The organism is Aporhodopirellula rubra (assembly GCF_014192335.1).
Classification (GTDB): domain Bacteria; phylum Planctomycetota; class Planctomycetia; order Pirellulales; family Pirellulaceae; genus Rhodopirellula; species Rhodopirellula rubra.
Genome location: NZ_JACHXU010000004.1, coordinates 232408 through 248042 on the forward strand (window position 1 = coordinate 232408; position 15635 = coordinate 248042).

Annotated in this window: 12 protein-coding genes; 3 read left to right on the forward strand and 9 right to left on the reverse strand. The window is 55.4% G+C overall.

Annotated elements, in window-relative coordinates; genetic code table 11:
• The first annotated feature begins 4 nt into the window (after positions 1 to 4).
• Together FHS27_RS07465 and FHS27_RS07470 are read left to right on the forward strand one after the other, a co-directional pair.
• The gene (locus FHS27_RS07465; protein WP_184303674.1) at positions 5 to 2059 is read left to right on the forward strand and encodes an ABC transporter permease; all 2055 of its coding nucleotides are present in this window, start codon (positions 5 to 7) and stop codon (positions 2057 to 2059) included.
• A 60-nt stretch (positions 2060 to 2119) separates the two neighbouring features.
• A complete protein-coding gene (locus tag FHS27_RS07470) occupies positions 2120 to 3097 on the forward strand; it encodes a hypothetical protein (protein WP_184303676.1) in 978 nt (325 codons plus the stop codon).
• Between the two features lie 71 nt (positions 3098 to 3168).
• Here FHS27_RS07470 and FHS27_RS07475 read toward each other — a convergent pair whose 3' ends face one another.
• The 5 genes from FHS27_RS07475 to FHS27_RS07495 are packed head-to-tail and all read right to left on the reverse strand — an operon-like array spanning position 3169 to position 9104.
• Positions 3169 to 4485 carry a glycosyltransferase gene (locus tag FHS27_RS07475; protein WP_184303678.1) on the reverse strand — a complete coding sequence of 439 codons (1317 nt, stop codon included), beginning with the start codon at positions 4483 to 4485 and terminating at the stop codon, positions 3169 to 3171.
• The gene (locus FHS27_RS07480; protein WP_221224936.1) at positions 4482 to 5387 is read right to left on the reverse strand and encodes a hypothetical protein; all 906 of its coding nucleotides are present in this window, start codon (positions 5385 to 5387) and stop codon (positions 4482 to 4484) included. The genes FHS27_RS07475 and FHS27_RS07480 overlap by 4 nt, the downstream gene beginning before the upstream one ends.
• The gene (locus FHS27_RS07485) at positions 5384 to 6439 is read right to left on the reverse strand and encodes a glycosyltransferase family 8 protein (RefSeq protein WP_184303682.1); all 1056 of its coding nucleotides are present in this window, start codon (positions 6437 to 6439) and stop codon (positions 5384 to 5386) included. The genes FHS27_RS07480 and FHS27_RS07485 overlap by 4 nt, the downstream gene beginning before the upstream one ends.
• Positions 6436 to 7812, reverse strand: a complete 1377-nt coding sequence (locus FHS27_RS07490) for a hypothetical protein (protein WP_221224937.1) — start codon at positions 7810 to 7812, stop codon at positions 6436 to 6438. The genes FHS27_RS07485 and FHS27_RS07490 overlap by 4 nt, the downstream gene beginning before the upstream one ends.
• A gap of 44 nt (positions 7813 to 7856) precedes the next feature.
• Positions 7857 to 9104, reverse strand: coding sequence for a glycosyltransferase family 4 protein (locus FHS27_RS07495; protein ID WP_184303686.1), 1248 nt, complete (start codon positions 9102 to 9104; stop codon positions 7857 to 7859).
• A gap of 119 nt (positions 9105 to 9223) precedes the next feature.
• Here FHS27_RS07495 and FHS27_RS07500 point away from each other — a divergent pair, with 119 nt between their 5' ends.
• Positions 9224 to 10081 carry a sulfotransferase domain-containing protein gene (locus FHS27_RS07500; RefSeq protein ID WP_184303689.1) on the forward strand — a complete coding sequence of 286 codons (858 nt, stop codon included), beginning with the start codon at positions 9224 to 9226 and terminating at the stop codon, positions 10079 to 10081.
• A 35-nt stretch (positions 10082 to 10116) separates the two neighbouring features.
• Here FHS27_RS07500 and FHS27_RS07505 read toward each other — a convergent pair whose 3' ends face one another.
• The 4 genes from FHS27_RS07505 to FHS27_RS07520 all read right to left on the reverse strand — a co-directional run bounded on the left by FHS27_RS07505 (position 10117) and on the right by FHS27_RS07520 (position 15570).
• Entirely contained in the window at positions 10117 to 11025 is a 909-nt protein-coding gene (locus FHS27_RS07505; protein WP_221224938.1) for a glycosyltransferase, read from the reverse strand.
• 33 nt (positions 11026 to 11058) lie between these two features.
• Complete coding sequence (locus FHS27_RS31535; protein WP_184303693.1) at positions 11059 to 12198, reverse strand: glycosyltransferase; 1140 nt, start codon at positions 12196 to 12198, stop codon at positions 11059 to 11061.
• A 73-nt stretch (positions 12199 to 12271) separates the two neighbouring features.
• Positions 12272 to 14206: a TolC family protein gene (locus FHS27_RS07515; protein WP_184303695.1), complete on the reverse strand. Its 1935-nt coding sequence runs from the start codon at positions 14204 to 14206 to the stop codon at positions 12272 to 12274.
• Between the two features lie 131 nt (positions 14207 to 14337).
• The gene (locus FHS27_RS07520) at positions 14338 to 15570 is read right to left on the reverse strand and encodes a glycosyltransferase (protein ID WP_315854484.1); all 1233 of its coding nucleotides are present in this window, start codon (positions 15568 to 15570) and stop codon (positions 14338 to 14340) included.
• Between the last annotated feature and the right edge of the window lie 65 nt (positions 15571 to 15635).

A 15635-nucleotide genomic window follows, 5' to 3' on the forward strand; every position in this document is an offset into this window, starting at 1 on the left:
TCGCTTGATCGAGCTCGGCGAAATTTGCAAAACCTACCAGGTCGGCGATGTCCCGCTGCCGGTGCTCAAAGGCATCACGCTCGACATCGACGAAGGCGAATACGTCGCGCTAATGGGGACATCGGGTTCGGGTAAAACGACCCTGATGAACCTGTTGGGCAGCCTCGACCGTACCACGTCAGGCGTTTACAAGTTCGCAGACATTGACGTGTCGGGACTGTCAAGCGGCGAACTCGCAGTGTTTCGAAACCGTCACGTCGGATTCGTTTTCCAAAACTTCAACCTGCTGCCCCGCACTTCGGCACTGGACAACGTCCTGCTGCCGACACTGTACGCAACGGATGAGCGAACCCAAGCCGAGCGGATCGAGTACGCGAAACATCTCCTCACGGTCGTCGGTTTGGGCGACCGGATGGACCACGCACCGAACCAACTTTCCGGCGGAGAACGTCAACGCGTCGCGATCGCGCGCGCGTTGATAAATCGCCCGCGATTGCTCCTCGCCGACGAACCGACGGGCAACCTGGACTCCAAAACCGAACGAGAAATCCTCGCCCTTTTCCGGAAACTCAACGTCGAGCATCGCATCACCTTGGTGGTCGTCACGCACGACGCTCAAGTCGCCGAAAGTGCCGACCGTGTCGTCCACATGAAAGACGGCATCATCGCCGACGATCGAATCAACCCGGTCGACATCGCACCGGTGAGCGAACATCCGATTCGCAAGAGTCCCGTTTCGCTCGATGTCGCCGCCTCGGGCCAGATTTTGGCGTCCATGATCAACGCCGTGATCGTTTCCCTTTCCGCGCTTCGCACCAACGCGTTACGAACCGCCTTGACCATGCTCGGCGTGATCATCGGAGTGGCCTCGGTGGTCAACGTGATGGAACTCAGCAGCGGATCATCGCGAGCGATCAAAGACACCGTTGCCAGCATGGGTGCCAACATGTTGACGGTCTCATCGACATACTCTCCCAGTGCCGGTCGACGTCGTCGCTACATTCCGTTGACGCCCGACGACGTCGCCATGCTCGAGGAACAATGCCCCGCGGTGCAATTGGCCGCACCAATTGTCCACGGTCAAGTTCAACTGGTTTATGGCAACCGCCGTTGCCGACCAACGTTCGTGCTCGGCAGTTCGCCTGACTATCTCGTTGGTCGTAATTGGTCCGAAATGGAGATGGGTCAACTCTTCGACGAGAACGCGGTTTACGACGCACAGAAAGTGTGTGTCATCGGCCAAACCGTTGCGACCGATCTCTTCGAAGACGAATACCCGATCGGGAAAGAAGTCCGCGCCAATGGCATCTCTTTGCGGGTAGTCGGTGTTCTCGCCGCCAAGGGTGGCGATGTTATCGGCAACGACCAAGACGACATCATGCTCGCGCCATGGACCACGTTCAAATACCGACTCAACAGCAACTCCGGTGGTATCACCCGCGTCGCCGCCTTCGATGACCAGATGCCCAAAATGCAATTGGCGTCGAACAAACGATCCACACGAAACGAGCACCTCAGTCAAATCTACGTGCAGGCCGTTTCGCCCGAATTGGTTCCTGACGCCCGTGAACAAATCCGAATGGTTCTGTCTCGCCGGCACGACGTCGACGCCGACGTGTTTCAAATCCACGACATCACGGAAGTCTCACGCGTGACCGCTCAGGTCGTCGCCGGACTCTCGGCCCTCGGGCTAATTATCGCCGGCGTGTCCTTGCTCGTCGGAGGTGTCGGCATCATGAATATCATGTTGGTATCCGTCACCGAACGGACACGAGAGATCGGGCTTCGTATGGCCGTCGGTGCGAACCGCAACGCGATCTTGCGACAATTCCTGATTGAAGCGACCGTTCTGTGTTTGATCGGTGGCGTCTTCGGGATCGCGTTAGGGCACGCTAGTTCAACGACGATCGGCTGGCTGATGGGCTGGCCCAGCGAACTGTCTTTCTGGGCCCCCATCGTTGCAGTCGGGGTGGCCGCTTCAGTTGGAATCGTTTTCGGTTATTATCCCGCCCGGAAGGCCTCCCTGCTCGATCCGATCGACGCCCTCCGCTACGAGTAACGTCCTACCGACCATCATTGCCGGTCGGTTCGCCCCGCCCCGCGAACGACACCTCTCTCATTGACCGAACTACCCGCAAACATCGAGCAACACCGTCGACTGCGTTGCCCGTTTCAAATGCGATGGACTCACCACCGCAGTGGTTGGCCGGTAGTTCAAGCGGTCATCGCCGATCGGATGTCACATCCCAGCGGACCAACTCTGTTTTTCGGTGAACTCGAAGATGCACTGTTTCAAACCGGACCGTTTGATGCCCCGTGGATCGGGGTCGTCCACCAAACGTTTCATGCGCCCGCGCACATCCCAAGGATTTACGGCGGTCGTTCGGATCTCGACTATCTTCTGAACCATCATTCCTACCTAAGCAGCAGCATGCCTCATTGTCGAGGCATTTTCACACTCTCGCAGCACGTCGCAGAACAACTCACCAATCACCTCGATGTTCCTATCGCAGTCCTCCGTCTCCCGACCGAGAGTTCGGTCTCGCAATTCTCATTTGAGCAATTTAAAAACGCCCGCCATAAAAGAATCGTGCAACTCGGCAGTTGGCTCAGGAAGTTCTATCCGATCTACGATCTGCCAATCAAAGGATACAAACGACTGTGGTTGGCAGGAGGCAATTTCTCGCATCGACGCGCGACGAAACTAGAAGGGATGCGAAAGCGACGTTTCGTCCGGGTTTCCTCCCCCGCACGCATCACTGACGCAGCGTATGACGAAATCCTTTCCTCCAGCATCGCGATCGTCGGATTGTGGGAATCCAACGCCAACAACTCAATCGTCGAATGCATCGCACGTGGAACGCCCGTTCTCACCAATCCATTACCGGCCGTGAAAGAGTACCTCGGTGACGACTATCCGTTCTATTTCGACTCCTTAGATCAAGCCGCCGCGAAACTCGCAGACGACGGTTTGATCCGAGAAACCGCCGCGTATCTTCAACAACGGCAACAGCACCTTTGGTCAACCGAACGTTTCATCCGTGAGTTCACCGAATCAGACATCTATCGATCGTTGCCGCAATCCAGCGACAACTAGTTCACCACCTCCATCAGACGACCGCGTTGGACAAGCCAAACTACCCAACGCATCGTCTGCTATTGGTTCAATCAAATCGATGCATTCGGCGTCGCAGCATCAGTGTCCACCGCATAAGGATGATAGGAGACCATTTCGACTCTTTGCCTCGGGAGCAAGCGGTAAGTGATCTCTCGCCATTTTGCTTGACGAGCGAAGATCGCCCGAAACGTCCAAATGAGATGCGTGAACTGACACAGCGGAATCAACAAAAAGATCCGAACCGCCCTGTTCAAACTCATCGCGGCAATCGAATTGCGGTCTGACCGAAACGAAATTGCATCACGGACGGATTGACGAATCAGGCAATACCCCGCAAGCATCATCAGATTGGAAAGCAGCAGGGCGGAGCCTACGAACACGACTGTGCTGTTGCCTAACAATGCGTCAACAACAAACGACAAAGCTGCCGCGCCCCAAAGCCCAGCCATCGCCACCGCGTGAAGGACCGTGTTCACAAACGTCTTTTCAAAAATCCGAGACCACGTCAACATCCGCGTCACATACGTCCCGGTAAACTTCGCCGAGCACTGATCACGATTGATCATCAACAATTTCGGTTCGAAATAGACCTTCAAACCGAGCCGCCCAAACGCGGGCTTGATCGGACCGTCGTCCACAATCGACGTCGTCCACTTTTCGACTAACCCCGAACGACGAAGATCCGACAACCGCATCGCGCAAGTTCCCGCCCAAGGATTACCGTTGATCGCGGTGGCGACCATTGCACCGGAGTTCCAGACGCTCCGCAGCAATGCCCCCCAACCCGGTCGTTCCGGCGAAAACCATTGACCGCCCGTCACCACACCGATTCGCGGATCCCGCAACGGTCGCAATACATCCTTCAACCAATCGGCATGCGGAACCACATCGGCATCGATCAGCACGACAAACTCGCTATCATCCGCGATATGCTGCGTCGCCTGAACGAGGGAACTGCACTTCAGGCCACACGTTGATCGCGGATCGACTAACTCCAAGATACGAAACCGATGGTCATGATCGTGCCGCGATTGAATTTGCTTGGCCACCTTCCAGGACGGATCCTGACGGCTGTCGATCACCGCAATGATTTCGAAATTCCGGTAGGTCTGCTCGAGCAGCCTCTTCAACGTCGTCGCCAAGAAAGGATCACAGCCTCTCAGCGACAACAACACCGAAACTTTGCCGTCATTCTCATCAATGGACTCCCGATCCGATTGCCCCAACGTCTTTCTAACCACAATCATTCGAAAGAAGCAGGCGAACCCGAAGTGCACCAGCGACCAGACCAACAGCGTCGCCCCGCCCCATATTGATATCGGCTCCATCGGCAATGCCTGCTCAACCAGGTTCAATGCACTGCTCATGCTGACGGCAGCGGAACCATCGTCCGCAATAGATTTGCAAACCGAAAGAGATCTTTACCAAATCGAAACGTCGCAAACGGGACCCGATGCAGTCCTGTCGCGTCCATTCGCCAATTCGGCGTGCTGCCCACTAACAAATTCCGGCCGCCGGCGAGCCGTTGATTTTCGCGAGCTTCCGGACCACTGACGTAAGCCGACAACCGCCCCCCGGCAACATGACCGTATCCGTGTTTTTGATGAATCACCGGCGTGACCGAACTGACATCCACAACCGGAATGGATGACGCCTTACTCGATCGAACCATCCAATTGTCCCAGTTCCCACGACCGATCGCGAACGCGGGAATCTTGCGATAAAGATCTGCCGAAAAGATGAAGTAGTCTTTGCAGACTATCGATGCCTGTGTTCCGTCACACTCCAAACGCGCAAAGCAATCCGAGATCCAGTTCGTGTTTCGGTGGTCCGCCCGTTCCGGCATTTCGAACTCAGTCCGTTGCCCGATCGCCAACCAGGATTTCAAATCTGAATGCAACAAACGCTCGGCGGCGAGCACAAAACGACGATCCAAAATGATGTCAGCATTAACGAACGCGCGAACCTTGCCTTGCCCTTCGGCGGCCGCCAACGCAAAAACATCGTCGAGTAGGGGCGTTCCAAAACGATTTGTTTTTCGCGATTGATAGCAACGAAAGACCGATTGAATGTCACCCGGAATCGTTGAGTCCGAAACCAATATAATCTCGACGTCGGGCTCCAACGCTTTCCAACTCGCCAACGCGTTCCGCTGGTGTGTATCGGACTCACCCTCAAACGGTTTGAGAACCGAAAACATCGTCAGCAATGGTGACGCATTGGCTTCCGCGACACAGTCAGTTTCCTCGAGGACGAGATTCATTTTCATACCCACACCGACGCGAGTTTGCGAGACGTTTTCGTCGACGTCTTGATCAGTTCAATCATCTGACGATCGAACCACTTCCCAAAACTCGGTTCTGGTGTTGGCGGACGCCATTGGCCCCACTCGGTATCGGCGAGTCCTTCAAAGAACACCTCGCTGCGAGGGTGATTTGAGTGTGCCTGCCACGGTTTGAATTCGGTCGTGAAATGAACAATGGCGGGGTTATTCTTCATCTCCAACCATTGCTGCGGATCAAACGGTGCGTGCTTCTCCGATGGATACTCGAATACGTGAGCCCCCTGATTCCATCGCGGCTCAAACCGTCCCCAATCTCCGTGGAATAGCACATTCAATGCGTACTGATCCCAACACCAAACGTGCTTTCGGTTATCGCGAAGAACCCGCAACAATTGCTCAGCGACGTTCTCTTCACGCCAACGCTTGACGTTTAGCACCATCACGCCACTGTTGAAATAATCGCTCGCTCCGTCGAGCCCTAACTCTCGGTAGTTTGGAATCGGCCGCAGCGCCGCCATGTAAGGATTCGCCAACCGGTAATTGGCGCAACCTTTTCGAGCGTCGACGAACGGACACGCAACGTCCGAGGTTGCGAGACAATAGTGCGAATCGATCGGTTGCTCCCAAAGCTCGGACAGATCGTCTTTGACGAACAAATCGGAATCCAAGTAAATCGCTTTGTCCACATCCGTCGGAATCAACTCCGCAGTCAACAATCGGAAGTAAGCAGTATGCGAAATATGATGCGATATCGTCAGATCCGAAACACGCCCCACGTCCGGTTCAATCCGACAAACTTCGATCGGTTCACCGGCGAGCGTGCGATCCAACATCGACGCGTTCTCATCACTGATTTCGCCACAGAGCAGGAACAAGCGGAGATGATGTCCGTCGCGCAAATTGCGACAAGCACTCTTCAGCGTGACTGCCAACGGCATGATGTAGGCATCATCGGCTGCGCAAACGAGATCGACCCGATGCGATCGGCTCGAATGACGCGGTGACGTTTCGCTTAGAAGTGTTTCGTGTGCGTTCATTGGGCCTGGTTCGATTCACCCTTCGTCGATTTCACCTTACCGGTCCATGCCAAAATTCGCTCTCGTGTTCGAACAACTGGCCCCGCGATTGGGTGTTGATGGATGGTGTCGAAGATCGCGTGAGCCTGTCCGAGCTCCGCGTTCAATTGCCCCACCGTTGCACGCAGCAATTTGACATCACGTTTCGCGTCGGCAAGTTCGACCCGCAACCGAGCAAGGTCATCGAGCTGACACTCTGCCCTCTCACGAAAAATCTCCGCGGCATCGAGTTTGGGTCCCGTGTGTCCGGTCTCCGAACCATGGGGTGTTGAAAGGAGGTTTCGCGGAAAGACCAGCGGTCGATTCTGGGCCGCGCCAACGGCTGCGATCTCACGCAACGACTCGATCAACCTCGTCAGGCGATTCGTTGCGTTTTCCTCGCACTGCAAGGCGTCCGCGAAAACGCAATCCTGGTAGTGCATTCTCTCGGCCGGCGGTTCACACAACTGCTCCATTGTCGCCTCCAATTGAGAGACCGCAGTCACTCGCCATGCCGCGTCGACGTACAGCGGACTGTTCGTGTAGTCCAGAATCGCAGTCGGCTTCCCAAGCAGCATCGATTCCAATTGCGTTGTCGACGGCGTCGTGATCGTCGCGTCAGCACGACGCAGCGCCGATGCGAGATCCTCGCCGTTCGTGTCTCGCAATTCGTTTTTGATCCCCACGACACGATCGAGTCCACCCGTCAGTCGCCAGATCAATTCGACGGGCCGACCACACACCGTCTTGTGATTGGACACCCAATCTTTCAGGTCGATCAATGACTGAGTGATCAACCGTCGTTGGTGCTCGGTGAAGCCCGGCCATTTGGCGGTCATCACGAGCAGGCGGAAAGGCTTATCGCTCTCTGAGCTTGTAATCGATGCGCGAACCAAATGATCGAATCGCGGAATCCCGACGACTTCGACCTTGTCCGTGTTCCCCCACTGCCGCAGTGTTCTCGCTTGCGACGCTCCGATGCAGGCAACCTTGTCACACAAAACGGGACGCATCGTCCACGGGCACGCCGGTTCGTCGTCGCGATTGTCCCACGCGTTTCGCCATTCCAAAATTCCATCGATCGCGTAAAGCGTGGCGACTCGGCGTTGCTGAAGAGACCGTATCGCATTTCGAAATCGCTCGAAGTGCTCCGAATAAAACAGGGCCACATCACCGGCAACCGCATCTCGCACAACCGTTTCGGGCTCCGCGATACGGACGGTGAGTCGGCGTGTCAGAGGATCGGCATGATGCCCAACCTCAGCCTCCGTCCCAACATAGAAAATTGTTCCCGTTGACAACGATGGGCCCGTCCATGTGGTGATGCGATGCTTCGATCGGAAAAATACAGCCAACTTGGCTAATTGCAAAGAAAATATCGCCTATCGTGCAATCCCGATCAAGGGGAACCAACACAGTCCGCCCGCAACCATTCGAGAAGGTCGCGATAAACAGATTCCGGCGACAACTCCATCTGACGAACGCGATCGCACCGTTCCGAAATCTCTCGACGCAAATCTTCGTCACCCGATAGCCGAAGACACGCTCTGGCAAACCTTGTGGAGTCATCCTCAATGAGCATCGCGTCAATCACTCGTTGAGGCAAACCGCGTGTGTTGTGTGAATGGGCAATCAACGGTTTGCCGTAGTACAACGCCTCGATCGACTTAATTTTGATTCCGCTGCCGAAGCGAACTGGATTGATCGCGACATCGATTTCATTGTAAAAGTCGTCGATCCGATCCAGCCTTCCCACGCACCGAACTCCCGCCCAATCGTCCAACTGTCCACGCCTGATGGCGTCTCCCACCGTCCCCGCGATCACGAGTTCGGCCCCGGACGCTCGATGAACGTCACCCCAGCATTCCTCGAGGAACCAACGGATCCCGTCCACATTGGCTGCGTTCTCCGACGCGATGAATCCAAACCGTATCCGATCCCGATCTCTCCCGGTGTCCACAACCACCGACGGATTTCCAATCGACTCGGCACCAGGACAATACCCGACGACAATGACATCGCGGTCCGGAACCATGTCGCGAATCGTCGCCGCCTCATCCGCCTGCGTCGCGAGAATGAGATCGAATTTACGAAGCGCAGCGGCCTCCTCATCTCGTGAGATTTCAATCCAGTGAGCCTGTTGACGCTGGTTGAATTCTTGCTGCCGCAGATGCAGTAAATCATGGGTATCCACCATGGCGCGAAAACACCGTCGTCGCTCTGGAAAAGCGTTGAGCAAATGAGCCCAAACGATATAAACACTGAAGACATAATCAGGACACATCGATTCGACCAACGATCGAAATTGCATCGACGCCAATGGCCAGTGATAACTCTCCAGGATCAAGAATTCATCCGACGTCTCACGCGAGTCATGTCGAAAGCACCGGCGAATCTTAGGGAGTAGACCACTGACGCCAACTGCGATTCGGTCACGCGTGCGGACGGACCGTGGATCAAACAACTCGATCTGCAGTCCGTGTTCACGACAGATGACTACATCCGCCGGAGTCATCGCCACTAAAAAGAAAAATCGCAACTCGAACCCGTGCCCAAACAGGAACTGCACGATCGACCAAGTTCGCTGCTGGGCACCGTTCTCGCGCCGCCAAAACGGTTGATCGGTAGCAAAGAGAATCGTTTTCATCTGACAGCAATCTTCACGACACCCACGTCCGGTTGTCGCCGTTTTTGGTTGGCGATAGGCTTCCTTGAGGCTTCAAAGGTATCGAGCCATCGTCCGGTAGGGTAGGCGAAAGCAATCAAATGAGAAACCTTTTTCGTTCGCGTCCTTCCGAAGTCTTCTTCATTCGCGGGTATGCGAAATCGGGGACCACATGGCTGTCCAATTTGATGAACTTGAATCGTCAGATTAACAGCATGAGCGAGTTCCATCTGAGACCGCTGTTCGAAGGCGCGGAAAAAATTTCGAACTTTCCGTGGGGTATCCTCCGCCACGAAGACAAATCAAAAATCATGCACGATTCGCTCTACCGCATGGTCAAACAACTGATCTCGGACGTCTGCGGGAACGCGCCGTGGTGCGGCGACAAAACCCCCTGTTCTCTCCGCTCAACTTTCATTCCGGGCGTCAAGAATCTTTACATCACGAGAGATGGACGTGATGCGGTGGTGAGTTGGTTCTATCACACCATGAATCGAGAAATCGATACGCGTCCCGAGATGCTGACGAAGAAGAGTCGACTCGACGAAAACCCACAATATTTTGAAGAGAACAAACAGGAACTCCTTTCATTCGAACCGCTCGTGCGAGAATTCGCCAAGAGGTGGAACACGACCGTCACCGATGATTTCAAGATGATGCAATCATCCGATCGAGGTGAAATCGATCTGCCCTATCTTTGGATCCGGTACGAGGACCTGCAACTCGACACGCAAAAGTATCGCGACGAGGCCTATCGTTTCCTCGGTGCCTCACCCTCCAAAGCTGCTCCGTTAAATTGGTGTACGCAAGCCGGTTTTGGTGACAACGACCACAACAAGCCGGATCAGTTCTTCCGCAGAGGACAGGCTGGAACCTGGCAAGAATACTTCACGTCAGCTCAACTGAATTGGTTCATGGAAGAAGCAGGAGAAGCAATGCAATTGGTTGGTGCTCTTTAAGACCGAGAGCACTGCCTCCTCATCGTTTGGCTGCGTCACTTCTCCGTTCTGCTCCCAGTCGAGGCCGAATATTCGCCCCACGACAGCCCCGCACGAATCAGGTGGGAGACCCACTCATCAGGATCGGTGCGATTCCGTTTGATCCGATAGAGCAACGATTGGCAAACACAATCTAACAACGCGGCGACTCCCTGTTTGCACGGTTTATTGAACGCGACATTTGCCATCCCTTGCCCAATAAAATAGGACCGCACGTATTTTTCGGTGGCACGATCGGCGGGAACGATGTGCTGGACTCTCACATCAGGAACCCAACGCCCCTTTCCGCCCGAGCGGGCAATCCGCCTGAGAACATGAGTCTCGTCCTCGCCCATCATTCCTGACTTAACGCGGCCCAACGTCGGATCAAAAAGGTGCTCACGCTGCACGTCTAAGCGGACTGCAAAGTTTGCACCATAGGGCAATCGATGTTCATTCAGTTCGACTGGCGTTCGGCCGAGATCACGAGCGGCGTAGACGGGATGGCACTTTTCCCATGTCGCCCCCAACCAATCAGGACGACCGGGCGGGTCAAAAACGGGATCGATCACGCCACCAAAAAACGCCACCTCTGGTTCCGCAGAAAACGCATCGTAGTACGCACTCAGCCACTGCGGACAAACCAAAACATCGTTATCGGTCCAAACGATGTAATCCCCCGTCGACTCAGCGATCGCTCGGTTTCGGCTCCACGAGTGCCCCTGCTTAGTTTCGCGTACCACACGCAGCGGCAAATTATCTGCGAATCGATCGATCACCTGCGACGTATCATCTGTTGAATTGTTGTCGACCAGGACCAGCTCCCACGAATAGCGGTCGTCGGCGTCGAGTTCGCAAAGCCGCTCCAACGTGCGCTGCAACAATTGCGAACGATTCCAGGTGCATATTGCGACGCTAATTCTCATATTCGCAGACAGCTCCCTCGATGATCCACTTCGCTAACCATTCGTGGTTGCCAACTGCATGATCTCTTCCTGAAACGCCGCGACCGGGTTATCCCCATACCGCTCTCGAACTCGCACTCCGGCAAGTTGCCCCATGGATTGCCACTGACCCCTTTGTTGCCATGCCGCCTCGAGAGTCTGATCGAACAATTCGACCGTGGCTGCGGGTGCGATAAAACCGCTTTCGCCGTCATCGATCAATTCGCGATTTCGACCGACATCAGTGGTAATGCAAACCCGGTTGCACAACAGTGCCTCCACGACGGCTAACGCAGCACCTTCAAACCGTGACGGGAGAACCAGCCCATGATGGTTCGACCAAACGGCTTCTACATCCTCGGCGTATCCCTCAATCTGCAAGTTCGCTTGAAGGTTAAACCGTTCGATCAAATCCTGCGTCTGTCGCAGGTTTCCCTGTGGATTCCCAAAGAGGTGGACGCTAAGGTTTCGATTGCGCCATTTCTCCTGACTCAACAATTGGATCAAGACATCCTGTCCCTTCGAGGCGTAATGGATCCTAGCAACGCAGGCCAAACGCCACCCATCCTCCTCCGATGGCCATTCGGGATTCGCGCCCCACGAAACGTTGAAGGGATTATCAATGACGACCGCGTTCTCGAGCTTCATTGCCAGATTGGTTTCGACCCGGATACGATTCTCGTGTGAGACAAAGTAGACTTTCCTCGCATGCGTGTATGCCATGCGAAATTCATCGAGGTACTGATCATCGAGTGTGTCGGTGCTGACACTCTGCACGTTGATGGCGTACGGGATTCCGCGCCGGATCAATTCACTCGCTGGCAAGACCCGATCGAGGTGATAACCTAGCGTCACCATAACTGCGTTGGGTCGCTCTCGCGTGATCCAGCGTTGCAGGTGTTTGGTTTCATCCTCCAGATCAAATGGAGGTTTCAGACGATAGGGCCACGAACGCCATGTGGGATCGCGACGCGGCCAGACGCTCGCTCCGGCGGAACGCAATTCACTCAACACTCGCGGCTCGTTTTTCCACCACCGATAGTTCACCGTCACGTCGGTGTGAGCGTCCAGCAATCGGTGCGCGACTCGCGACCACAAAACCTCACTGCCGCCCCAAGGCACTCCGGTCATCGTTGAATAGAAACCGATCTTCACCTTGCTCAATCCATAAACGCAGACGCACCTGGATGATTGGGCGTCATCGCCTCTCGCCCACCATCGTTCGGCCCTATCGTGGCGTGACGTTGGGAGCAGGGAAAGGGGTGGTGGCAGTACGAATCACGTTCTCACTGCGTGAAGCAGGGTCAAATCCGTCCATCGAGTTTGGCCTCGCGAAGACCGAAGGTGAATTGAGCGTAAATCGACACTCATCATTCATCGGCTGACCGAACCCAACGCCCATCACTGACAATAACGTACCGCGAGCGGAGTGCAGCTTTACGAACGCGAGGTTGTAGTCGACCAAACTGCGTTGAAATTCGGTTTCCGCTTTCATCGCTCGGATCTGCGCTTCTAAGACGTCTTCGACATGCACATCTCCAGCCGCGTGCCGCTGCGATTGTGCTTCAAGACGAATGCGAGCGGCGTCCCGACTATGAGCCATTGAATTCATCGCACCGTAAGCGCGGTCCATCTCGATAAACGCCGTACGCAACCCAGCGGATACGTGACGTGCCTGCTCTTCAGCGATCGCTTGCTCACGACACAGTTGCAACCGTGCGTTATGGACCGCGGCGTTCTCACGACGATTGAGCACGGGCCGACTGTACTCGACGCCGACCTGCCAACCCTGCAACGCTTCACTGAACAGCGCGGTATCCGACGACGGGTCATCGGCCAGGCGTCGATACGCGCCGATGAGGTCGACCTGCGGTTTGTGCAAATTACGGGCGGCTTTGAGCTCCAAGTTTCGTTTGTTGATCTGAGCCTGTTGTTTGCGAAGCTCGATCCGATTCGCTCGTGCGATCGCGTCGCTCTCATGCCAATCGAACCGCATTGGTGCTTCCAAAGGAGGCCCCATCGGACAGATCAGTCGATCACCCGTTGCAGGCATAGCCAACAGAGTTCGTAGTTTCAACTCAACGTTATAGACGCCCGTGCGCCCCGGAACGGTCCCACAGATCGCGTTCCGCACGGCGGCTTCGGCCGAATAGTATTGCTGCCGCGCTAACGCCTCGACATCCGGCGGACTGACGCTCTGCGCGACCCGCTGTTGTTCACGCTCCCAGACTTGCCTTGCGTTTTCGAGCGCCGTTCGTTTTGCCTCAAGATTTTGATAGGCGAAATACAATTCCCAATAAACGACGGCCACATCACGAATCAATTCAGAGACCGATTGCTCGACTTCGAGCCTCGCCTGCTGATGCTCGATCTGTGCGATCAAGACACCCCGGTACATACCCGGCTTTGCCAGTGGCCCCGCAATCTGATTGAACTCCGTTCCCGCGCCACGCATCAACGGGTGTCGTGCTTCAGCTCCGTAGGCCGCGTATAGACCACCGGCGAGATCTTGGTCGTATCCTCCGACACCAACGACAGAAACCTGAGTCCCTGTACGAAGCACACGGCCCAGTCCCACCTTGGCGAGAGTTTCGGGTTGCGCGAAGACACCAAACTGCCCACCCGTAAACGCCGAATTGACCGAGTTACCGCCGCCGTTGTAGACGAGCCCCGTTTCAAATTGCGTATCGAACGCCGCAAGACTCGCATCGATGCCGAGGTTCGGATCGCTCCGCAAAACCGCCGGGTCAAGCGTCGTGCGAATCGCGTCGGGATACGACAACACGCGACCACCATGATCCCGAATCACGGGACTGTTATCGAGCGCCATATGGACCGCTTCGTCGAGCGACAGATACCAAGGCGTCAATCGGTCAAAATCATCCGCACCGGGCGGTAGCGGTTGCACCGCCCCCAACCCTGGGCCCTGATCGAACACGACGCCCGCCGCCGGTTGAGCAAATGAAACTTGCTGCAACAACGGATCGACATCTGCCTTCGCGTCCGCAGCAATCGTCTTCAGCGAAGCATCGTCGACCACTGGGTCGTGCGCCAGGTTTCGCGATATCGACGAACGGCACCCCGCGATACAAACCGCGATTCCGACGAGCAACATCCACGCTGTCGCGCAACGTAAGATTTTGGCGAGCAGGTAGGCTGGCATTGGCTGCGGATTGGGAACAAGGAAGTCGCGCGAAGGTGCTAAACCTCAACCATTATCGGAATGACACCATCCGCATAACAGGATGATCGGTGCCACTAGACCGAATCCCCTAACCCGTAAAATTTACCACTCTAGAGTGAACGTGCGTCGACAGCATGCTCCTCAAACGGCGAATGAGTTTCACGCAAAATCGTTCGACCGCGGATCTGATAGGTGACTCCTCGCCACGAAATCTGCCTGGCCAAAAAGCACTTCGCGAAAAAAATCGGCGTGACTAACTGAGCAAACACAATCCAAAACGGCAGCGTCAGCCAAAACGCAGCCCCCAGTCGATTCTCCTCTCCATCTAAGTCCTCTATCCGCTGCCGGGCTCCCCACTGACATATCGCGACCAACACCACGTTGGAAAACTCAAACGCGAACAGCAAAATCACGGCCGTCGACATCACCCGCCCGTCAGCCTGAAACCACCCTAACATTAACAACACCACAGCCAACAACGGCACGATGAACGAGATAATCCCATAGCCAACCGTCAACAGCCAATGCGGATGATACAACTTCGCCGTCAGCATCTGCCGAGGAATCCACTGCATCAAATCGCTCAAAGTGCTCGATTCAGGATTCACCATCAACACACTCGGCACAAACACCTGCCGGTAACCGTGCCGACGCAATACCTGATACAGCATCGTGTCCTCGCAGAGTGCGTTCGACCACTTGTCGATCAATCCCGCCTCGTCGATCACGCGACGGCGAATCGCGAGACTGCCTCCCCACGCGATCCGCAATAAAATCATGTTGATCGCTGCTGGCACGTTCCACAGATAACGCACCACCGCGCCCGGCGAGGAAGGCGGGGGATGGTACCAACGATTACCCGTCGTCACGCCCACCTGATCGTCAGCGAAAGGAGCCACCAATTCCGCCAACCATGAAGCGTGCGGCGCAGAATCCGCGTCACACAACGCGACCACTTCCACCGCAGGACCCAATTCTGAAATCGCCTGCACAAGACTGCTGCATTTCAGACTACACGTGCTCGGCGGATCATTGAGAAAACTCACATCCAGGCGAGGATTCGAATCAAACTCTTTGACAATTGGCAATGAAGGATCGTCAGGCCGATCGATCAGCACTCGCAACCGATAGTCAGGATAATCCTGTGATAGCAAACTCGAAACGCACTGCCTCAAAAACGGATCGGCACCGCGAAGACACAGGACGATGACGGCCTTGGGTTGAAATGACGTGGCCGATACAGGACTCCGGCGAGCCATGATGGCTGCAAACGCCAACGCAAAACAGCACTGGATCACCACGATGACAACGACCGCCCAGACCATGGCGACTGCCAGCGTCACTGAAACGACTCCTCGGAAACATTCTGACGCATCGCAAAACTCATGAACTCGGACCATCGTCGGTA